This window comes from Wenzhouxiangella psychrophila, assembly GCF_042310375.1.
GTDB lineage: Bacteria > Pseudomonadota > Gammaproteobacteria > Xanthomonadales > Wenzhouxiangellaceae > Wenzhouxiangella.
Window position 1 is genome coordinate 23,526 of sequence record NZ_JBHJMQ010000007.1, and the last position, 21,195, is coordinate 44,720.

Here is a 21,195-nt window from a genome sequence, read left to right on the forward strand (position 1 = left end):
TGCGCAATCCTTTGGTTCATTGCGTCGACCAAGTGTCATGAGTGCTAGGTCTGATCTAAACCGACCGCTTGCTCAATCATCTTCTCCAACCTTCTCATTACCGTGCCCGCCTCGAACCGACTCATTGACCTTCTTGCATTCCTGGAAAACATCGTTCGAAGGTTGGGCTTTTCAATCAGTTCTTGAAGCAGCCTACTGTACTCGGTTTCGTTGCCGGGCTCGACAAGGAATCCGTTGACGCCGTGCTCGATCAACTCTGATGGTCCTGTTGGGCAGTCATAGCTGATACAGGCGCAGCCGGCGGCCATGGCCTCCGCCAGTGCATTCGGGAACCCCTCGGTCAACGATGTGAACGCGAAGATAGGGCTGTCCTGAAGCAGTTCGCCTACGTCGCTTCTTTGACCCAAAAAATGGACGGAGTCCTGAAGGCCTAGGCTGCATCGCAGGCTCTCAAGTTCCTGACGATTTGGACCGTCGCCTACGAATTCCAAAGACCACGCAGTTCCAGACCTAATTTCAGAAAAGGCGCGTAGAAGTGCCTGTTGATTCTTATGTCCACCGAGAGTGCCTACGTTGATAACACGCTTCTGTCGATGCGTGATAGGTCGGACATGTTGGGGGATTTCAACAGGGTTTGGTAAAACTTCGAAATTGGAGAAACGAAATCGATTTCGCAGTAATCTTGTAGAGCGTTCGGTCTGAACAACGACCCTGTGAGCCAGCGGGTAGGTAAGCGGGTTGATGATTCCCCTTCGTCCGCGAAGACAGGTCAACGGGCTTGCGCGATTAAACATCAAAGTGCGTCGGCCTTGTAGTCGAGCGGTCGGCAGAACGACCGGCGCAATGAGCTCGCCAAAACACAGCACGAGGTCAGGGTCTACCTTACCCAATTCCCTCCATAGGTAGCGAAGTATTGTTGGATACCAACGCCAACCGGCCTCGCTGCGTTTTGATGCTTGGGGGCAAATAACGGATATATCAGCATCTGGCTTGTAAAAGGGTTTGTTGCGTGATAGCAACAGAATGGAAATCTCATTCTTCAGGTTCAGCTGGTTGGCAATTCGGCATACGATTCGCTCGGTGCCGCCGGCGCGTAGTGAGATACAAACGAGGCAGATCCGGCTCACTGCGTAAAACTCTTTCCCAGCTCCAAATCAGCCTGAAAGTCCGAAAATGGCGCTGTGCCAGACTCCGGGTGGAAAGTGAGCTCGCCGAAATAGATGCGGTCATCCACGGCATAGAGATCAACGCGCACGAACGAAAATCCCGATGAGAGCTTGCTTGCGATATTCACCATTTGGTCGAACTGAGTAGGGCGGGGTGTTTCGCGAGGGGCCATGGAGTAGCGCAGGGTGAAGTCCAGTGGTTTCCATTGGCAGTTGTAAAAGCGACGAACGTGGTGCGTCCGACGATCTAAATCCACTTGAACGAAGGTGGGCCTGCCGTAAAAACAGAAGAACTTGTAGTCGGGCAAATCGTCTTGCCCAGCCCCAAGCAGGGGTTCGCAGATAATGCGCGGGCAGATATCGCGGTACTGCGGCTCGCCACTGATCAGGTAGTGATTAATGCGCTGCCAACTGGCTAGCTCGTTCTGGATTTCTCCTGGTGTCGGTTCTTCATCCACACCTTTTAAGATCCGAACATGACCGGAGGTATGCGTGGGCTTTAGTATGCAGGGGCGTGGTAACTTCTGGATGGGCACGTCTTCCGGCTTCTCATACACACCCAGAGTTGGAATGATGTGCTGCTCGCCAATGCGTTCGGAAACCCAACGTTTGGCCTCGGCCTTGTCGACCAAATGCGTCATCGCAGCATGCTGGCCATCCAGCTTGCTGCGCAGCAAGTGTTCATTGAATGTGCGCGGTCGTCGCAGTTGGGCCCAATACCAATGCGAACCAAAGCGTCGGTGCATACGAAGGTGCTGGAAACGGAAGAGCAATGCAGGGGCGAGAGTGAGTGCCAGGGAATAGAGCCTGCATTTCAGCCACGATATCACGAGGAGAGATTCCCGGTCTTCCGCCTGACTGAATCGACCATCCATCCCTGCGGATTGAACGGCCCGGCAGTCCAGTTGAGATATCGATCCCAGTAGCCGGTACACGGATCATATCCTTCGGGGCTGAAGCCGAAGCTGACCTCAAGTATCCACGGCTGTCCTGTTTCATCGAACACGAAATCGAGCGCAACGCAGCCTCCTCCAAGCTTTTCCGCCGTCTCGAAGGCCAGGTCCACACATCGCTCGTCGAAATCACCGCGCTGGTAGGTAATCCGTCCGCTACCGGAAGCACGGAAATCGCCGGGGCGAACCAGGCGGCGGATGGCAAAGGCTCGCCCCCCGATGATGATGATACGGATATCGCTGTCATTTCCCGGCAGGTAGTCCTGGAAGTAGATGTAGCCACGCTCGCGCCCGAGGATACGTGAGTATCGCGGTGGGTAGACAAACCGGATCAGCCCCTTGACGATCTCGTTGGGCGGCAGCTTGCCCATACGGACCTTGTACATACGCTCCTTTAGGTTGTCCCAAGGGTCGTAGATCGGGAACCCGCGGCCGAACGCCCGCTTGATCAGTCGCCGGGCCTGCGTCCGGCTGTTGACCAGTCGAACCCCAGCCGACCCGGCGCCCCGTCGTAGCTTGAACACCTTGGGAAACTCGGCCCTGTCCACCCAGGTCAGTGCTTCTTCCCGATCAACGAACACATGGGCCGGGACAGCTGGAATATCCAGCGCTTCGAAGAGGTACTTCTGCGCCACCTTGTCGTCGAAGTGCCAAGCCGTGCGGAAATCCGGAAACACCCTTATGCCGGCATGTTCCACGGCGAAAAGAATCTGCCGGGCTATAAGAATGTCCTTGGGGTGCGACTGGCCATAGTGCCACATCAGCGCCTTGCAGCCATCCAGCTGCTGGATAATGTCGCTGGCATAGCAGTTGACCCTTCGATACGGGATGCGCTCACGCTCGCAGTAGGCAATCCAGCGTGGATGGAACCCGGAGTTTGAGTCGTGGATGGCGAGCATTTCGACTTCGGTCACGCTATTGGCTTTCTTGCCCGTCGCGGAGCGCGTACAAGAGCACCTCACGGTGCGATTCGCACTGGCACAAGGCCGCCAGAAGGCGACGTTTCCGGCGTCCGATCAGGCTTGGAAGCAGGCCTCGCCGATGAAGCGCGACCAGAAGGGGGTTCCGGTACGGTTGGATCTGGCTGCGCACGATTGACATTTTCACTCGACAGAAGTCGTCGAATGCACTCGCCAAGGCATCCTCATTCGCAATGATCGAGGAAAGGCATTCCACTTGCGAAATTGCCTGCTCCGCCTCGGCCTCTGACATCAATCGCGTTCCCGGGGTCTTGTCATTCTGCACGACGGGGTGCAGAGTGAAATCGAGCTGGCGGGAGTCGTCGACTTCGAGCACGAGGATCAGGCCCCGATTCCATGGGCTGTTCGAGCGCACCCCGTCATCGATGCAGAAGTTGCCGAGGCTGTAGAAGATCGGTTTTCCACGGTACCATTCATGGCCTGAAATCACATGCGTATGATGACCGATGACGGAATCAGCGCCTGCATCGATCATGAATCGGAACTGCCGCTGCATTCGCGGACTGGGTAGTTCGTAATGCTCGTGCCCGCCGTGAAGGATTACGAACACAAAATCCGCCGCTTCGCGTGCTCCTGCAATTTCGCGTAGCGCGGTCGGATAATCGATCGGGCAGCAGCCGGGTTCTTCGCCCTGCGTCGTCGACCACTCGGTTTCCGTCATGTTGATGAACGCAAATTTCAGGCCGTTTCGCTCGATGACGTGGTGCCGGGAGGCATCCGTCATACTCCGACCGCTGCCCAACCAGCCCATCCCATCCTGCTCCAGCGCCTTGAAGGTATCCTGGGCACCTTGCCAACCGAAATCCATGAAGTGATTGTTGGCCGTCGCCGCCAGATTGCAGCCCAGCTCCTTCATCACCCTGGCTGCGCGGGGTGATCCCCGTAGGTGGGGCCCGGTCTTCGTGATCGGCTCGCCGGCGTCGGTCAGTGGGCACTCGAGGTCCATGACGACCAGGTCGCACGTCCGAAAGAACTCCTGAATCCCCGGGAAAAGTTCGAGCCCTCGGCCCTTTTGGACGAGCGGATCGAGCCGACCGATCGGACAGAAGTCCCCTGTGAATGCGATTCTCGTCGACATCAATCGTCTCCCTGAAGGTGATCGGAGAGCTGGTCGGTGGAAATGAACTTCACGTCCGGCCACCTTCTCGTGATGATCCTCAGAAGCGATTTCAGGGCGCATAGCCCGAGGTCGGCATTCTTCGGCTCGATCGAGCCGATGTAATTGACGCGATGGGTATTGATGACCGCCGGCCGCCGGAAGGCAAAGGCAATGGCAATCTGTGCCAGCGCGCGATCGACGATGTCCAAATTCGGTGTCATGACCGGCTCGAAATGCACGTTCCGAACATTGTAACGTTGGCCATGCGCGTTGCGCTGACCGAAGAAATGCCGAATGATGGTATGGGCACCCGCCTGGCCCGTCGGGCGCCGCTGAACTCGAACCCCCTGAATCCATCGAATTCCATGGCTCGACAGGATGGGATCCAGCTTGGGATCCCAAGTGTAGCAGGGTGCGATGAAGCTACTCGATGAATAGCCGAAGATCTCACGAAACAGCTCCAGCCCGTTCACCAACTCGTCGGCCTGCATTTGCACTTCGTCCGCGGAATCCCAGTCGAGGGCTTCCATGAAAGCGTAGTCGCCTTGCCCCGAGGATGTACTGCCCAGCGAGAAACAGAAGCGAGTAAGTTCATCGCCATCACGGAGTCGGGCCAACCAGCGTCGATGATGAAGGTGCTCGCGACCATGGAACTGGGGCCGATACAAGCCCTCGGCCATACCCTGGCGCCAGAGGGCAGGCACACCCCGGGTTGCGGAATTCTGTGCACAAGTTGCCGTCGTGGGCTCGAAGGCGTACTGCTTGAACCCCGATGCCTGGATAGCCTCGAAATCCGGGTTTGCCATGATCGTGTTGGCGGTCAGCACGGCCCGCCGGCCATCGGCGCCGCTTGCGGAAGAGAGCACTTCGTAGAGCCGCTCGAGATCGTCACTCGTCTCGAGGGCGTCGTTGCAGTAGACGCTGTTCTCGGCAACAAGACCACGCGCGCGCATCTCGCCCAATGCGGCTTTCGATGGCGTTCGAATCGCACCCCAGTCATCGCTCTCGATCACGACTAGTCGGCCCTTGACCGAACGGCCCCGCCAATTGGCTCGGATGGCCCCCAGGCGGGATCGAAGTGCTGCCAGATCAGGAGCCCGCATCGTCAGGCACCGCTCGTTCGGTCGATCCCGGACTGGAAGTCCGCATCCAGAAACTGTTGCGCCCACGATTCGAACGCCACCATGGTCCACAGCAGCTCGATGTCGGCCCACTCTGCAGCCTTGATGTTGCGTGCCGTCCTGCGCAGTACTTCGACCGCGAATACTCCCCGTTTCTCGATTCCGGGCAGAATCCGGTCGTGCAGTTCGTTCTGGAACGAGCTCCGGGCCATGAATTGGCGAAGTGGAATGCCGAAGCCCTGCTTCTTCCGGTAGGTGAAATCACGGCCGAATACCTTCTCGCATATCCGTTTGAGAATGAGCTTACCGTGAGGCCCGTTCGGGCCACGCCCCATCAATTGTTCCCGATCAATCGTGAACGCTGCGTTGACCAGCGGGTTGTCCAGGTACGGCACACGGTTCTCAATGCTTGCGGCCATCGACATCTTGTCCTGGCGCAGCAGCAGATCGGGAAGGTAGGTGGCCATTTCATAGCGGCGCTGACGTTCGAGGGGCGATCCCGCCGTCGCCCGGTAAAGGTCGAGCCGAGGCTCGATGGCTGCTGATTCGTCAAGCGCGGGATAGACCCGCCGCGCAACGCTGGCGCGCGAGACCAGGGTAGCCGTGACTGCGCGCCAGGCGGGGTCCCGGTAGGCCAGCAGCTCCTGAAACCGGCTGCCCCGCACACCACGGAGTCGCGAAAGCAGAGATTTGCCCCAGGGATGCAACAGTGCGAGGAATCTTGAATAGCCGGCCAGGAGCTCGTCGGCACCCTCGCCACTGAGGAGTACTGTCACGAATTCCCGTGCGCGCTCGCTGAGCAGCATAACACCGATCGTGTTCGGGTGGCTGATCGGCTGTTCGAGGTGCCATGTGGCGGCATCCAGGCGCTGGATATAGTACTCCGGCGACAGCTGGAATCGATGGCCGCGTACGCCTAGAGTCTGTTCGACATAATCGATGTGGGTTTCCTCGGAGAACCGTTCGTCGGCAAAGACGACGGACACGGTATTCATGTCCGCGCCGGCCCTTTGCGCGGCAAAGTGCGTCACGAGGCTGGAGTCCACGCCACCCGACAACTGGCAGCCCAGCGGCACGTCGCTGATCAACTGCGCCTCGATGGCCCGCTCAAGACAGACCGCGAACTGCTCGGGGCTTTCGATCGCGTTCGTCGACGCTTCGGTCTGGTATGTAGTCGATCTGGAATCGCCGGTCGAGGGATCATAGGAAAGGACCATTCCCGGCGGCAACTGTCGAATGTCTTCTAGCAGTGTCCGATCCCGGTTGTGACGAAACATCAAGAACTCACTGAGTTCCTTCTGGTCCAGCGAAAACCGGAACCCGGGCAAATAGCCGAAACTCTTGAGCTCGGAACTGAACGCAAAGAACCGCTCGTTCTCAAGGATATAAAGCGGCTTGATGCCGAAGCGGTCGCGTGCCAGGAAGAGCCGCCCGAGGCGAGAGTCGTAGATCGCGATGGAAAACATGCCGTTCAATCTGGACAGCATTCCTTCCAACCCATGGACCAGATAGAGATTGAGCACGACTTCGGTATCGCTTTTGCCCCGGAACCGGTAGCCCTCCGATTCCAGCTCCGGAACGAAGTCGAAAGCGTTGTAGATCTCGCCGTTGAGCATGAGAAGAACCTGGCCGTCCGGGCTGGCCATGGGTTGGTGGCCATTGAGCGACAGGTCGAGAATGCTCAGTCGGCGGAAGCCGAAGAACAGGTCTGCCGAGGTCCGGAACGACGTCGCACCATTACCTTCCAGGGGCTCGATGCTGCCGGATCGGCAATCTATCGCGGCGTGGCCGGCATCGTCCGGGCCCCGATGGGACTGGGCCTGGGACATCGACTGGATCGTGACCGCGTCGGATGTCGTGCCGCCGTCCCTCAGGTGAAATCCCGTCAGGCCGCACATTGAGCGTAACTCCGCGTAGTCGGCGCCTCTGCCCGGACGAGCATATTCATTGCACGTTGACCAGCCTCTCGGCACGGTCGGCCCTGGCATACTTCGGCGCTTCGACCTCGAACAACTCCTGCCACAATTGACCGACCCGATCGATGTGAAAGCGACGCGCGCTTTCCAGGGCCTGCTCGGCGAACCGCGCGCGATCAGGGCTCTCGGCGAGTTCGATGATTTCGTCAGCCATGGCGTCGACATCAAACGGTGGCACCAGGGCACCGCTGGCGCCGTCCTGAACGATCCAGCGCGCCACCGGGTATGAATCGAAGATTACCGGGATCGCCGCCTGGCTCTGCGCTTCCACCAGCGTGTTCGGGAAGCCCTCGAATGCGGACGTCATGAAAAAGATCGCCGCACGACGGTAGAACTCATCTGGAACTTGGCGGCCGTGAAAGTAGATGCGCGGCAATGAAAGCTCTTTAGCTTCGCGCTGCAAGTGGTCCAGCAGTGGGCCATCACCAACAATGTCGAGCTCCCAGTCCGGCAGCGCCTCGCTGACTCGTGCCCAGATCGGCAGAATCAGTTCTGCGCGCTTCTGCTGGTGGGCCACTCGGCCCAACCACAGTAGTCGCTTCTGTTTTTTCGGCGGGGTAGGGGCCACTTCAGGAATGGAATTGGGAATCAGGCGTATCTTGTCCTCCCTGAAATCCGGAACGAAGTAGCGCAGCTCCTCCAGGTTTGGTGGGCCAAACATAATGAAGCGGTCGTATGTGTCAAGGATCTTCAGCAGGTCGGCCCGGTGGCGCTTGCGGTGTAGTGCCAGAAATGCTTGCTGAACGAGCCGCCATCTAGAAAGCCTCTTGAGCGGACCAGGGGCTGTTCGGGCCACATAGCCTTGGATATTGCCGCGCACAGAATAGAGTGTGTTGCGGAGGCAGCCCAGCAGCAGGTAGCGCTTGTTTTCCTTGAGCAACTGCCCGATTTCGTGCTCATATGGCATCTGGTTGATGACAATGTCCGGTTGAAAGGACAATAGTGCCTCCTGCAGCGCGTCGAGATTCCCAGAAAGATAGTGACCGCCCGGTTCTGTTGCGTGGTGGAGCTTGCCGAACTCGCAGACATCATGACCGTGGTTGGAGAACGAGAAGACCCCGACCGAATGCCCCAATTCGGCGAAGCGCCGCCCCATCTTGAGGGTCGACATTTGCACTCCGCCGGCCGTTGGCCGAAACGCTGGCGTCAGCACGATCAGTATGCGGTAGTGGACTCCCTGCACCGGCTTCAACCCCGGCCGAGCAGGAAACGAATGGCCTGCTTGAAATCGACGTTCGATCCTGGTTCGACCCAGGCCATAAATGGTGCCCCCAGGCTGTAGAAACCGTATCGCTCGATCACAATGGAAGCTGTGAACATAATCAGCGGAGCAAACAGCAGCAGTGAAAGGTGGGCGCCCCATTTGTAGTAGCCCGGCAGCCCTCGAAAACGATCCCGTGTGTGCGGATCCAGACGTGCCATCAGGAATGCGGCCAAGATGAAGACCATGGCGATCGTCAGAGATCGGTTGTGAACGGCGAAGAGAAACCAGGTGGCGTTCGAGAAGGCCAGCGTCAGCAGTCCAATCGAGAATATTTTCTTTTGATAGCGCGTCATCCACTTCAAGTACATCCCACAAGCAAGTAGCGTGATGACGAGTACGGTTGGCGCCCATCGCTGAAGGCCGGCTCGCCGATAGGCATTGTAGAAGTTGGTTTGCTGGCGCTGACCCATGAACTCCTCGATGGCGGAGCTCTGTTCCTCTGTGTAATAGCCCTGGATCTGAGCTGCACCACGTTCGGTTCTAGCAATCTGCTGGGTAATCTGCTCTTGCGGAAGGATCGTCGTAACCGATGAGAGTGCGAAGATCACAACATAGGCAAACGGTCGGCTACCGAAGACCAGCACGAACCAGGCCGGTATGGCCAGCAGGAAGTAGCCGAGGTGGATGAACGGTGGTACGAACATCAGTAGCAGGTATCGCAGGCGCGGCTGCTCGTGGTACTTCAGACAGGCGTAGACCAGAACCCAAAAGCCGGTCCAAGTGCGAACGGACAAGTAACCGTCGACACCCTTCAACATGAGAAAGACAAATACAAAAGCAAGTACTACGTAGTTAGCGCGTCCAGGCGAAAAATGGCGCAATACATGGAGGACGGAGCCGGCGAAAAAGTAACCGTACACACCCGCAACGAACGGGAAAAAAAGCTGTGGCATACCCAGGATGCCACCGAAGAAGTATGCGACTACATGTTTGTAGACATCCTTGGTGCCGGTTTCCGTGATTCGAAACGTCAGAATTCGCCAGAGGTCGTTCAGAAACAGTTCAAACGAAATTCTCGAGTAGACCAGTTCAACATCCATCAGGTGATCTAATGCATCACCGGCTTCGATGATCACAACGAAACCAAGCACAACCATGAAAAGCGTCAGTAGCCATTGGCGGTAGCGCTCGGATCGGGTTCTCCAGAACTCTACCGCCAGCAGGGCCGGCAACGTGGCGGCCATCAGCACCGACCCGATAATCTGGCGCGGCGACACTCCAAGCGGTTTACGCAGGGGCGCGGCCATTCTAGCATTCGTATTCATGATTCGCGCTTTCGCATGCGTTCCAGTTCCGCCCGATTCTGCCTGAAATTGTTGAACCGATTTCGAGGATCCGGGAGTCCCAAGCGATCACGAACGCCCTGCCGGAGGGCGAAGATAGTCTTGCGCACGGTCAGCGGAACGATCCGGCGAACTCCTGCGACGAACCGGTCCCGGACGGTGTAGCTATGCGGCCCCTTGTTGGCATGGGGGAATGGGCGATTCGGCAGATCATGACCTAGAAACCTGCACAGCTCCTGCCATCCATCGCCATTCTGCAGGTTCATGATCAGCAGATCGTCTTCTCGATCGCGAAAGTAGTCTCGGACCTCTTGATTGTGTTGCCGGAAGCGTTCGAGGTACAGCTCCTCATTGCCCTGCAGCACTCCCTCGCCATACAGCCATTCGTGCAGGTGCACATAGGCGTCGGCAAAATGGCGGCGGGCACTCTTCAGCCAGAGCGATTCCTCGCGCTCGGTCAGAATGAACCGGCTGCCGGGGTATCGTTCGTCCAGTTCCTTGAACAGTGCGGCCCACGGGACATCCTGCACGGCGTCGTACTCGCCCGCCGTCTTCAGCACGGTGTCCAGATCGCCGCGGCGCAGCGGGTGGACCATGTCCAGCCGGCAACCCAATACCGAGTAACCGAGTTCGATCAGGGCCAGGCCCAGTGTTGTTGTGCCAGTCTTGTGCCAGCCGATACAGAACACTCTGGGTCGGTCGCTGCGGTTCCTGCTCATGATGCGTTTGCCTTTTGTTCCGGCTTCCCGGCCGCGAACTGTTCAAGCAGATAGATAAGCACCGATTCAGGCGGTACGTCCTGCGAAGGCAGTTTCCAGCTGAGCTTGAATAGCGGTGCTTCGCCGCTGTCGATGAATCGCTTCGCTTCGTCATCGAGATGTTCCAGCAGGCCTCGATGCACCGCGAAATGGGGGAGATCAGCCGATACCTTGGGCATCCGCTCCCACAGTGACTTCAAGGCTGGGTCGGAGCGCACAAGGTGGTACAGCATGTAGTGGTAGATCATGTAAGGATAGGCTTTCAGGAGCCGGATGAACGGCTTCCGGAGCCACAGGCGTGGCAGTTCGAGATTCCGGTTGAGCACCCGACCGGCGAAACTGGCCAGTGGCTTCATCGGCCGGTCGAAATTGTGGAACTCATTGTCGGTCCAATATCGGCAAAGCTCCTCATAAAGACGCATAAGCAGGGGGTGGTGCGCTTCGCTCGCAATGAACCAATTGGACACCGCGCGGTCCCGCCCGGGCCGATGGAATAGGAAAACTCCCGCATCCATCCTTTCAGGCAGCCAGTCCTTCAGCGGCTGAGTAAGCAGCACGGTGGGGTCGGCCCAGACGCCGCCATGGCGGATCAGAAGCTGGGTGCGGATCACGTCGGACCGATGCGCTAGCGAAAGCCGGTTCCAGGTACGTTCCGGAATCGGGATCGGCTCGATCCACTGCTGCACGCTTTCGGCATCCAGGAAGTGGTGCGACCATCCCGGTGTGTAGCGCTTCATTGTCCACCGGCAGGCCTGAACGAGTTCGGGCGCATCGTCGAAGCCCTGATGCCAATAGGTAAAGATTCGACATGGAAGCGTGTTCATGTCTGCTGGAATATGTGCCGGTCGTTCGGGTAGGCTGGCTCAACAGAGCCGCCGTCTAGTCGGATTACTTCATCACAGAATGAAAGCGTCTCCTGCCGATGGGCGATGACAAGGAGCGTACGCACGCCTTCGATCTGGTGAACGGCGCGCATTACCGAGGCCTCGGTCTCGCTATCGAGTGCGCTGGTGGCCTCGTCAAGCACGATGAACTCCGCATTGCGATAGAGTGCGCGCGCCAGCGCAATGCGCTGCCGTTGACCGCCTGATAGGCGTACGCCACGCTCCCCGATGCGCGTTAGATAGCCATCCGGCTGTGCCTCAATGAACTCGCTGACCTGGGCGGCCCGAGCGGCTTCCGTTACGCGGGTCATATCGACTTCTTCGTCGCAATCTCCCAGTGCGATGTTTTCGGCGAAACTCGCATCCAGCAGGAAGACGTCCTGCGGAACGTGGGCGATCCGCTGACCCCAGAGGTGTCGGTTGGTTGCATCGACCAGCGTGCCGTCGACCCACAGGCGACCGCCGGTTGGTTCCAGTAGCCCCATAACGAGGTCGACCAGAGTGGATTTTCCCGCGCCGGTGGGACCGCATATGCCGATCTGCCGCCCCTTTTGAATGACCAGGGTTATCTCACTAAGCACGTCCTCCTCGGCACCCGGATAACGGAAGGATACTCGCTCGAGACGGACGCAGTCCCGAAAGGCGAGTGCAGTTGACGCCTGGCCGGTCCCGCCTCTCTCCTCGTCGAGCTCGAGAAACCCAAGAACGTCCGCGAATGTCTGGTGGTTACCCGTGAGACGTGACCAGGCAGAGTAGAGTCTCTGCAGCATCGGAAAAAGCCTTTGAGCACCAAGCGCAAGTGCACCGAGAATCGGTAGCGCGTGGGTAATTCCGTCGCTCTGCTGTGCCAGAAACCAGGCAAAAGCGATGACAAGGACCATGCCCAGGGTCTGGATCAGTGGCTGCGGAAGCTGGTTGAGAATGGTGTTCGTGGCCTGTGCGTCGCGAAGTGTCCGGTCTACGCGGGCAAATGCACCCGCAACACGATCCTGCCGATTCGCGAGGAGAATGTCCCGGATTCCACCAAGCCCTTCCTGAACGCTCCGGACTCGTCTCGACTGTGTCCGAGCGATCGTCCGACTGTTGCCCTTCAGTCGATGTCGAACTGCGCCAGCGATGCCGAAATAGAACAATATGAGTGTGACAACGGCAAGTAGTGTTGCGACAGGTTGGAGGTAGACCATCATGCCAAGAATGGCCAGGCCGAGCACCAGTGCGATCAGACCGTCCAGCGCCGGCTTCACGACCGAATTGAGCATGGACTGAACCTTGTTGAGCGCGGCGATGACTTCGCTGGAGTGCTGGGCCACGTGGAACCGATACGGTTGGCGCAGGATGCGGCGATACATGGTGACCCCGACTTCGGCGCCAAGTGCGTGGATAAAACGTGTACTGGTGATCAGCAGCAGCACCCGTATGCTACTGGCCAGGACGATCACCCCGATGAATAGCAGCGTCATCGGCGTGACGATGGCCTCCGGATCATGCCATCCAAGCCCCTGGAACAGCGCCTGCAGGCCGGGGAACTCGAAGGCCGTTGCCGGATCGGCCAGGAGCGAAACGAACGGGATAACGGCGCCCAGGGTCAGCATCTCGGCCATGGCACCGATCAGCATCAGGGCCATCAGGCCCAGGAACTGCCGCCGCCTTGCACTCGATACATGGCGCACGAAGCGCCGAAGCAGTCTCGAAATCGAATCATCCGATTCGAGAGGCTGTGAGGTGTTGCTCCGGTTACTCACCGGCCCGCGCTACCCTTTCTGTGCTGATCCAGGAGATGGGCCGCGAGCAAGGTGGCGGTGTCCTGAATGCCTGCCGGGAAGAACATATCGGACATTTCCTGGCGATGTGGGCGATGCGGATCGCGTCCGACTGCAACATAGCTAATGAATTCCTCCAGGTCAGTCACCGATCGGATGTGCTCACCCGGCATCCAGCGCTCGACGGGCTCGAGCAGAAACCCCCGCTGTTGTCGATACCGATCCAGGTCCTCCACGACGAAACCGATCGGACGGTCGAGTAGCAGGTAATCGAAATAGACGCTGGAGTAATCGGTAATCAGTGCATCAGTCGCTGGCAGCAGGCAGTAGAGATCCTCGGTGTGCTCGGAATAGTCATCGCTGGTTAGCAAGACGACCTGTGATCCGAGGGCATCCGTGCGACTCCGTACCAGGCCTTCGTCGTTCGGGTGAGGCTTCATTACGAGCAGGCAACCGTTTTGCTGGAGGACGCGCTCCAGTTCCGGCGACAACCAGGAATCCAGCAATGCCGGCAACCGGGACGACGAACCATCGGGCCGGGCCGTGCCATTGCCATTGCCATTGGATTTGATCTTCCGGTGGGTCGGCATCCACAACAGCACCTTCAGCTTGTCGTCGATCGAGCGGCCGAGTACCTTCGAAAGCGTTGCACGCGCGTTAGATCGATCGTTCTGCAGCCACCGCAAGCGCGGAAATCCGAATCGGCGATAGCGTGCACCCGGCACGTAACGGCAGGCCGAAAAAAGCGTTTCATACATCTGACCACAAGAAAGCACCAGTTCGGGCATGCGACGAATGATTTCACTTGGCTCCATCGTATCCTGATAGGTCGCATCCATCCCGTCCATTCCTTTGAGTGGGATTCCGTGCCAAAGCTCGATGACCTGCTGGCCGGGATACCAGGCTCGGCCGCCATGATCCTGAACGATCCAGCGGGCTCTCAGCAAGAGAAGTTCGTTCTGCAGACGACTCCGGAGCCCCCTTACTTTGCGACGAATCAGGTAACAGGTGAACGGGAACGACGAATCAGATGACCACGACGAATACAGTGAGAATACGTTCGATCCGGAACCGTGATGCGTTTCGTAAAACAGCACGACGTTCTTGCGGAAGAAGAAGGAGAACGGGATCAGCAGGAAGCGAAAAAACTGCATACGGACTGAGATCAGGTGAGGTCCCGATTCAAAAACTCGAGAATTTCGACTGCAGAAACCAGGTCACTGTCGCCGATGCTGGATAGTCGATCGATGGCTGCTTTGATGGAGGTAGTCGATACGTTTCGAGTTCGCGGCAGGTAGCGCACTTCACATGTGTTGCTAAGGTAATCGAATTTTCCAGCCCAATCCTCGCCCATGACAAGCAGGTCAACATCATGGCGTTGGATATCTTCGAGCTTTTGATCCCATGTCTCCTCCGGGATGACGTGGTCCACCCCCTTCAGGGAAGATATGATCTCTGCGCGGTAGGGATAGGTGAATATCGCGCGCTTTCCCTTCTGTAAATTGAACTCGTCGGTGGATACGCCCACGATTAGTCTCTCACCCAATTCCGTCAGACGCTGAATGAGGCGCACATGGCCCACGTGAAACATATCGAATGTTCCATAAGTCAGCACGGTTCGTGCTTGCGCTTTGCTGGTCATGACCCCTCTTTATGATTTGCTTGTACTTAGCTGAGAATCCTTGTCAGCGATTCGGCAACTCGGCGGGCGTTTGCGGATCCGTCCGATTCGGCGATTCGCTCGACATCCTTCCAGAACACGTGGCCGTGGCCGCATCGTGTTAATAGATGGCTCATGGCTTCTTCGAGGTCCGCGTGTTGGAACTCGTAATCGAGCACGTCCTCAATCCGAAAACTTTCTGTGAACAATATCACGCCCGGCAGGCTGCGGTACCACGCGCCCGGTCCGAAAATCAGTACCGGCTTTCCCCCGGTGATGGATTCCCAGCCGATTGTGCCGGTGATTGTCGCAGCGAAGCGGCTCCGGCGCAGTAGTTCGTAGGTATCCATCGAGCGCGGAACCAGTTCCGCCTGCGGAATGCCCGCGAGTCGCTCGTAGAACCATTTTCCGCGCTGGTAGCCGATTTGTTGGGGGTTCTCCTTGACCAGGATTCGCCAGCCCGGTGGCAATCTCGAGGAAAGCTGCTCGATGGCGAGGAGCTGGTCGTCGTAAACTCCGCCCCAGGACGTGGTGTTGCCTTCGGGCTGATACTGGAGCGGAAAGTAGACGAAGTCCCCTTCGAGGTCGGGGTTCGGGTTGGTCAATTTGCTGTCGAAATGCCTGAATGTCTTCTCACACTGGTACTGGATCCAGGCTTCCTCCACTGCGCGCCACCGCCAGACCTTGGAGCAGAACTGATAGAAGGGCCAGTCCCGGATACGGTCGCGCCAACCGTCTCGGGCATAGAAGTCGGTCATGTAGTCGAGCTCTTTCTCGAAGCGATGTTCGATCGGGAATGGTTGCTTCTCGGTGATTACACGGCTGGTTTCGTAGATACCGAAATCTTCCATGTTGAAGACGTGGAAGAAGCGCTCGCCGAGGTGGCGGTTCTTCTGAAGGATCAGTGTCTGGATTCCGAGTGCCCGTGCCACTTGGTAGGCGACGAAGTCTGCCCCCGTGTGCGGGGCCCTGGAAAATAGAATCAGTTCAATGCTTTCGTCAACAAAAACCGTGGCGTAGTAGCTGACCTGAATGTTGAATATGTCCAGAAAATCATGAATGGTTTTCGTGCCATACCCCCCCTGGTTCATGCGCGTGTTTCTAGCATACATGCTCATGAACCTGTACACCAGGGGATGGAGCTGGTCGTACAGCCTGGGTTCGATGCTCCGATAGGTGTGCGGGCCCAGTCGCCGGCGTTGCTCGCAATGGCCCGGATGGCCGCCGCGTCGGGAGGACTGATCCCAGACGACGTGTTGCCAAAGCCCTCTGTCTTTCATCAGGGGGATCACGTCGCTCCAGAGGCTGCTGCCCAGGTGCAGGTAGACGCGCGCCCCGCCAGCCGCTCTGAATGAAGGCCGGATACTTTCTTTGCTTCTCGGAGCCATTCAGAAATCCGACATGCTTTGTCGAATACCTACCGCATGAGGATAGTCTTCGTCACTTATATGCACCGCTCGAAACCCTGCGGCAGCGAGCTCGGACTCGATTTCGTCGTCATTGAATCGATGACGGAAGTTCCAATCCATGACGTCATTCTCATCGAGGCACGAAGCGTCTCGAAGCCTCCTGATCCAGGACGCAATCTTGTGTTGAACTCGATCAGAAATCACGGGGGGATTCTCGCGTTTGAAGTAGCTCAGAAGCAGAGGGGCTCCCTCGGGTATGCTTTGTGAAAGTGCTTGCAGGAAAGCAATTCTGGTATCTCGCCCCATCACCAGCGTGTAGGAGCCCCAGCCGACGATGATGCCGTCGAACATTCCATCCACTTGAGGTGCTGAGTCTCGGGGACAAGTCGACACGCGACTGCGGAAACCCCGATTGCGCAAATGCTGATTGGCTGCCTCGGCCAGTTGCAGGTTGCACTCGAAGGCTTCGAGTTCATAGCCCATGGGTTCGAGTGCCAGAACCTCCCGCCCACCGCCAACTGCGGTGATCAGCAGCCTGCCTGAGGCAGGAAACCAGGTTCTGATTGCATCTCTCTCCCAGGGTAAGAGTCCCCGCAGATTATGGCGCTCGGAGGACCATTTTCCGCTACGGCCGGCATTCAGTTGGTCGAGATAGTGGAAGTCTTCTCGGTCGAACAAGCCGAGGGCCAGCCCGCTTACCAAGCCACTTCGGATCGGAGCTCTGGCTAGCCAAGGGAAGATCTTGAAGTAGGTATTTACCAGAGAACTCATTCTTCGCTGCCCCCAAGCCTGATAAAGTTGTCGCCCTTTGCGGGAGATACGGTTGAGAGAGGGGTCAATCAGATCTCGCGGTTCCGATAATCCGAAACCCACGACCGGTTCTGAGTATTGCGGGGACCAGGAAGTACCCCAGCAAGCCTCGGAGGGATCGCTCTTGCAAAAGCAACGTTCTGAACCTTGCTATGGCTTTCTGCGTTTGAACATGGCGACCATCGCGCTTCATCTGGACAAGTACGCGCCATTTTAACTGATCGCGAGCCTTCTTCTCGGCCGGTTTCTCGGCCTTCTCGGCAAGTCCCTCAAGTACCCTAAGCCTCGAATCCAGCTTGCCGAGTCTAACCTCGGCCATTTGTTCATGATCGAGCTGGCCCTTTGAGATGGAAAGGGACTGGGAGCCATCATGGAGGCGGTACTCGTAAAGGACTTTATTGATGACCTTGATACTTGGCCGCTCTGCAAGAATGCGCGCATGAAACTCATACGCTGCATGAAATAACACCTTGGGGTGCCAGAGTTGGCGCTCTCTGCTTTGTAGATATCTCCTGCGCCAAATTACCATGAACGGCAAAATTGGGCACCTTTTCGTAACATGGTCAATATAAGCGCTTTCAGGACTGAACTTCCAACATTTAGGACCAACGCTGTTTTCGTCGTTCTCCATGTATTCATACATTCCGACGAGTAGGTCGATTGACTCATCAAGGTCAGCATTCAGTATTCTGGCTACTGCTCCTTCGGCTAAATGGTCGTCAGAGTCGACAAACCATACCCATTCCCCTTTACTGTGCAAGAATCCTTGGTTGCGACAGGTGCTCGGGCCTTTGGGTTGATCCAGCGGCCTTTGGTAAAGTTTTATTCTTTGATCGGATTTCTCAAACTGCTGAACAACGTCGCGGGATCTATCCTGTGAGCCGTCGTCTACAACAATGCACTCCCAGTTCTCTTCCTCCTGGCGCTGGATAGACGCTATTGTTTCGCGAATAAGAAATTCGCGATTGAACATGGGAATGACTATGGATAGTTTTGGAATTGTAGCGGCTCTCATAAGCGGACTAATGTCAACCGGTTTGTAGGAGATTGCACGGAGTCTGGCGTCATGCTTGCCACTCCGGGGCGCCGAAGATCTCGCGAGTGAAGCCGCTGAGGCTCCGAACTCGTTGCAATGCCTCAGGATGTGTCGCAGCAAAATCGATCAACCTGTCTTTGTAGGCCTGTATATAATCTGATTCGGCTGACTCCAGTCCAAATCGAGGTTCGTCCGTCTCCATTGCGGATTGACTGAAATAGCCGTCGCCGCCGTTCATCGGCATGCCGCAAAGAACGATCCTTTCGAAGCTCATGCGGAGAGCTATCGCGATTGCGCTGCCGCCGCTCGTGGCAAGTGTCACGCAGTCGGGCCAGTACACATCGATATCAGGTTGGCACGCTCTTTCTCTGGGCTTGCCCGTGTGAATCGTGATCGCCGGATTGATGCTCCGCTCTCGGAACCACGAAGCCTTCTCTGGATGCTGGGTCATCAAATGATCTCCGCGGATGACTCGGCCCGCTTCATTAACTACAAGCACGGCGGCGTCCGGCAGTATTGCCGAAGCCTCCTCGAACTCCTCGAACAGGCATGGCGCCGAACCGCAGATCAGCGCCTGATCCGGTAGGTCATGTGCGGTCCTCCAGTCGGGACCGAACTCTGGATCCGCACGGTCATACTCAGTCATTCTTGAAGACGTACCAGCTCGCATACGAATCCTGATGGTTAGCGGTCCGAACACCGGAAATGATGCTTGGCTCGATGTCCTTGCTGTCGCAAAACGCATCGACGGCTTCAACCGTCTTCGGCCACTTGAGATCGTAGTCGTGGCCAGCGAACAGACCGCCGGGCCTAAGTTTTCTCCACCAGTGGTCGAGCAGTTTCCCGTTCTCCTGTCCCGCGTGAGCATATGCATCCAGATAAACGAAATCGATGGTCTCATCGTCGAACAGGCCGATCGCATCGTCGAAGAACATGCGGAGGACTACACTGCGGTTGCCATGCTTGGCCAGGCGGCGGACGGCGAGGAGATACTCGTCGCTGTCATGATGATCGGCCCAGGCGTCGATCGAGAACAGCCTTGCCAGGTTGGAGCACCGGAGGAGGGCGTCTGAGAAGTAGCCTGCGGCGACGCCAAGCTCGATTCCGGTGCCGCCATCCGGCAGCAATCGGGCCAGTTTCATGCGGCCCCGATCGCAGGGGATTGGCCGGCTTACACGGTTGTTCAGGATCTTCTCGGACGTCCGAATCACGCGATTCCCGACCTGTGTGCGTATTTTCACGAACGGGTTCATGCTGAACAGGCCAGGCGCGTCATCGTCGAACCACTTCCACAACGAATTCCTCATCGAGAATATCCTGCTGTGGGCTCGAGCGCGTCATTCTCTCGACACATTCGATCTCGAAGCAGCGGAACAAATCCTGGATCTCACTCTCGTGGCAGAAGCTCATTGCGCCGAGTCCCCGAAACTTGCCCTTCTTGAAACAGGTCCATGTCCCCTCACTTGACTGTTGCCCGAAACGCAGTTCCGGATGTCGAACACTCTTCAGACCGACCGAAATGAGACGGCCGCCGGGCTTGAGCACTCTCCAGGCTTCTTGCAAGATCAAGTGAATGCGATCGCGGGCGTTGTGGACCAGCGCGGCGCGGTCGAGAATAAGATCGAAGTGGCCATCCGCCCACGGCAGAGACGCCATATCGCCTATCTCGATCTCCGAAGTCAGGCCATCCTTCTCAAGCAGCTGCAGTGCTCTCTTGACGGCTGTCGGCGATGCTTCGACGCCGTAGGTGCGGAAACCTTCCTCGGCCAGGAACCGGAGATTGTTTCCGGTGCCGCAGCCCAGTTCGAGAACACTGATCTTGCTCGGATCCTGTCCGGCCGTTGCGTGAAGCACGCGCGATACGAGTTCGGTATGAGGCCACCGATTAATCTGTCTGCCTTGGGAATAGACTTCGGTCTCCCATGGGTTCGAGTTCTTCTCGTCAGACGACAGCATCCCAGCCCCCGTCCATGTCCAGCGTGAAATACAGTTCGGCCCGTGCACCGAAGGCATGCTTGTCGGCGGCGCGGCGAGGGCTGTTGGCGCCGTTGAAATCAAAGATCTTCCTGCCCAGCGAGCGAGCATGCAGAATGCCCTGCCAGGTCGTCCATGCCGACAGGCCCCGTTGGCGCCACTTGTCGGAAGCAACGCATAAGACATCGTTGCTCTCGTCGCGGCCATGCAGCAGCACGATAAACGAGGCCAGGCTGCCGTCCTCGGGGTCTCTCCATGCGAGGACATCGCCGTGGCCCTGCGCAGCCGCACTGACGACGTTGCGCAGAGCGCGAGTGCGTTCGTCGGGCACTTTGATTCCCTGCCGCAACAGTGGCCGATCATGCAATTCGATCAGCTCGTCCGTTAGCCAGTCATCGGACCGAATCGGCTGTGCGTCGACCAGCATTCGCAAATCGCGCTTCCGATTGCGTGCGAAATCTTCGCGGATCTCCTCGACCGGCCGATCCAGGTCGTGAATCCTGGCCGTGTGACGGGCCCTGAATACGAACGCGGGGCCCTTCGGGTTGTCATGGTTCCACCATTCGAACGCCCGAACATCGGTCTCTCCCGGCGGCATCGAGAAGCGAAGCCGCGGATAGCGATCCACGAGAAAAGGAATCAAGGCATCCAGGGCCTGCTGTCGAACAGCCTGGAATCGGTGGTACTTGAAGGCATGGATTTCTCCGCTGAACATCGGTCCGACGTAGTACAGGAAAGTCGGGCGAAACGGCTTGACGTCGTCGGGCGAGCGACACACCGGGCAGGCAGCAACGAGATCATCGGACCGCCAGGCACCCCACCAGTCGACCTGACTTGCACACTGCTCGAGGATCTCGGGTTGCGTGAACGCAGTGGCCTGGGGAGACTCACGCCAAAACGCTTTCGCTCGATTGCTGGAGATCGACTCGATGCGCAATTTCGTGCTCATGGTTCGACAGAGTCTAGTATGCGATCAGCCGCTCGTTGGACACAGCCCGCCGGGTCAGCATAGAAGGCCCTGTAGGCCTTGCTTGGTTGGACCCGGGACGGCGTTGTCTTTTT

20 protein-coding genes are annotated in these 21,195 nt (G+C 57.6%); all 20 read right to left on the bottom strand.

Annotated elements, in window-relative coordinates; all coding sequences use genetic code 11:
* Positions 1-44: 44 nt before the first annotated feature.
* The 20 genes from ACDC66_RS10205 to ACDC66_RS10300 all read right to left on the bottom strand — a co-directional run bounded on the left by ACDC66_RS10205 (position 45) and on the right by ACDC66_RS10300 (position 21,082).
* A complete protein-coding gene (locus ACDC66_RS10205) occupies positions 45-1,127 on the bottom strand; it encodes a glycosyltransferase (protein ID WP_376696612.1) in 1,083 nt (360 codons plus the stop codon).
* Positions 1,124-1,996: an ATP-grasp fold amidoligase family protein gene (locus ACDC66_RS10210; RefSeq protein WP_376696613.1), complete on the bottom strand. Its 873-nt coding sequence runs from the start codon at positions 1,994-1,996 to the stop codon at positions 1,124-1,126. The genes ACDC66_RS10205 and ACDC66_RS10210 overlap by 4 nt, the downstream gene beginning before the upstream one ends.
* Positions 1,993-3,033 (bottom strand): ATP-grasp domain-containing protein, encoded by a 1,041-nt coding sequence (locus ACDC66_RS10215; RefSeq protein ID WP_376696614.1) that lies wholly within the window; start codon positions 3,031-3,033, stop codon positions 1,993-1,995. The genes ACDC66_RS10210 and ACDC66_RS10215 overlap by 4 nt, the downstream gene beginning before the upstream one ends.
* 1 nt (position 3,034) lies before the next feature.
* Positions 3,035-4,177 carry a CapA family protein gene (locus ACDC66_RS10220; protein WP_376696615.1) on the bottom strand — a complete coding sequence of 381 codons (1,143 nt, stop codon included), beginning with the start codon at positions 4,175-4,177 and terminating at the stop codon, positions 3,035-3,037.
* Positions 4,177-5,301, bottom strand: coding sequence for a hypothetical protein (locus ACDC66_RS10225; RefSeq protein WP_376696616.1), 1,125 nt, complete (start codon positions 5,299-5,301; stop codon positions 4,177-4,179). The genes ACDC66_RS10220 and ACDC66_RS10225 overlap by 1 nt, the downstream gene beginning before the upstream one ends.
* Positions 5,302-5,303: 2 nt before the next feature.
* Entirely contained in the window at positions 5,304-7,217 is a 1,914-nt protein-coding gene (gene asnB / locus ACDC66_RS10230) for an asparagine synthase (glutamine-hydrolyzing) (protein ID WP_376696617.1), read from the bottom strand.
* Positions 7,218-7,263: 46 nt separating this feature from the next.
* Complete coding sequence (locus ACDC66_RS10235; RefSeq protein ID WP_376696618.1) at positions 7,264-8,406, bottom strand: glycosyltransferase; 1,143 nt, start codon at positions 8,404-8,406, stop codon at positions 7,264-7,266.
* A gap of 77 nt (positions 8,407-8,483) precedes the next feature.
* On the bottom strand, positions 8,484-9,806 hold the full coding sequence (locus tag ACDC66_RS10240) for a hypothetical protein (RefSeq protein ID WP_376696619.1): 1,323 nt from the start codon (positions 9,804-9,806) through the stop codon (positions 8,484-8,486).
* 14 nt (positions 9,807-9,820) lie between these two features.
* Positions 9,821-10,561: a sulfotransferase family protein gene (locus tag ACDC66_RS10245; RefSeq protein ID WP_376696620.1), complete on the bottom strand. Its 741-nt coding sequence runs from the start codon at positions 10,559-10,561 to the stop codon at positions 9,821-9,823.
* On the bottom strand, positions 10,558-11,424 hold the full coding sequence (locus tag ACDC66_RS10250; protein WP_376696621.1) for a capsular polysaccharide synthesis protein: 867 nt from the start codon (positions 11,422-11,424) through the stop codon (positions 10,558-10,560). Before ACDC66_RS10250 ends, ACDC66_RS10245 begins: the two co-directional genes overlap by 4 nt.
* A complete protein-coding gene (locus ACDC66_RS10255; RefSeq protein ID WP_376696622.1) occupies positions 11,421-13,109 on the bottom strand; it encodes an ABC transporter ATP-binding protein in 1,689 nt (562 codons plus the stop codon). Before ACDC66_RS10255 ends, ACDC66_RS10250 begins: the two co-directional genes overlap by 4 nt.
* 113 nt (positions 13,110-13,222) lie before the next feature.
* Positions 13,223-14,398, bottom strand: a complete 1,176-nt coding sequence (locus ACDC66_RS10260) for a CDP-glycerol glycerophosphotransferase family protein (RefSeq protein WP_376696623.1) — start codon at positions 14,396-14,398, stop codon at positions 13,223-13,225.
* Between the two features lie 11 nt (positions 14,399-14,409).
* Positions 14,410-14,886 carry an adenylyltransferase/cytidyltransferase family protein gene (locus ACDC66_RS10265; protein WP_376696624.1) on the bottom strand — a complete coding sequence of 159 codons (477 nt, stop codon included), beginning with the start codon at positions 14,884-14,886 and terminating at the stop codon, positions 14,410-14,412.
* 26 nt (positions 14,887-14,912) lie between these two features.
* Positions 14,913-16,292, bottom strand: a complete 1,380-nt coding sequence (locus tag ACDC66_RS10270; RefSeq protein ID WP_376696625.1) for a capsular polysaccharide export protein, LipB/KpsS family — start codon at positions 16,290-16,292, stop codon at positions 14,913-14,915.
* Positions 16,293-17,084 (bottom strand): hypothetical protein, encoded by a 792-nt coding sequence (locus ACDC66_RS10275; RefSeq protein ID WP_376696626.1) that lies wholly within the window; start codon positions 17,082-17,084, stop codon positions 16,293-16,295.
* A 64-nt stretch (positions 17,085-17,148) separates the two neighbouring features.
* A complete protein-coding gene (locus tag ACDC66_RS10280; protein ID WP_376696627.1) occupies positions 17,149-18,138 on the bottom strand; it encodes a glycosyltransferase family 2 protein in 990 nt (329 codons plus the stop codon).
* Positions 18,139-18,187: 49 nt separating this feature from the next.
* Positions 18,188-18,805, bottom strand: coding sequence for a hypothetical protein (locus tag ACDC66_RS10285; RefSeq protein WP_376696628.1), 618 nt, complete (start codon positions 18,803-18,805; stop codon positions 18,188-18,190).
* Positions 18,798-19,466, bottom strand: a complete 669-nt coding sequence (locus ACDC66_RS10290; RefSeq protein ID WP_376696629.1) for a class I SAM-dependent methyltransferase — start codon at positions 19,464-19,466, stop codon at positions 18,798-18,800. The genes ACDC66_RS10285 and ACDC66_RS10290 overlap by 8 nt, the downstream gene beginning before the upstream one ends.
* Positions 19,432-20,115 (bottom strand): class I SAM-dependent methyltransferase, encoded by a 684-nt coding sequence (locus ACDC66_RS10295; RefSeq protein ID WP_376696630.1) that lies wholly within the window; start codon positions 20,113-20,115, stop codon positions 19,432-19,434. The genes ACDC66_RS10290 and ACDC66_RS10295 overlap by 35 nt, the downstream gene beginning before the upstream one ends.
* Positions 20,102-21,082 (bottom strand): GNAT family N-acetyltransferase, encoded by a 981-nt coding sequence (locus ACDC66_RS10300; RefSeq protein WP_376696631.1) that lies wholly within the window; start codon positions 21,080-21,082, stop codon positions 20,102-20,104. Before ACDC66_RS10300 ends, ACDC66_RS10295 begins: the two co-directional genes overlap by 14 nt.
* Positions 21,083-21,195: the final 113 nt, after the last annotated feature.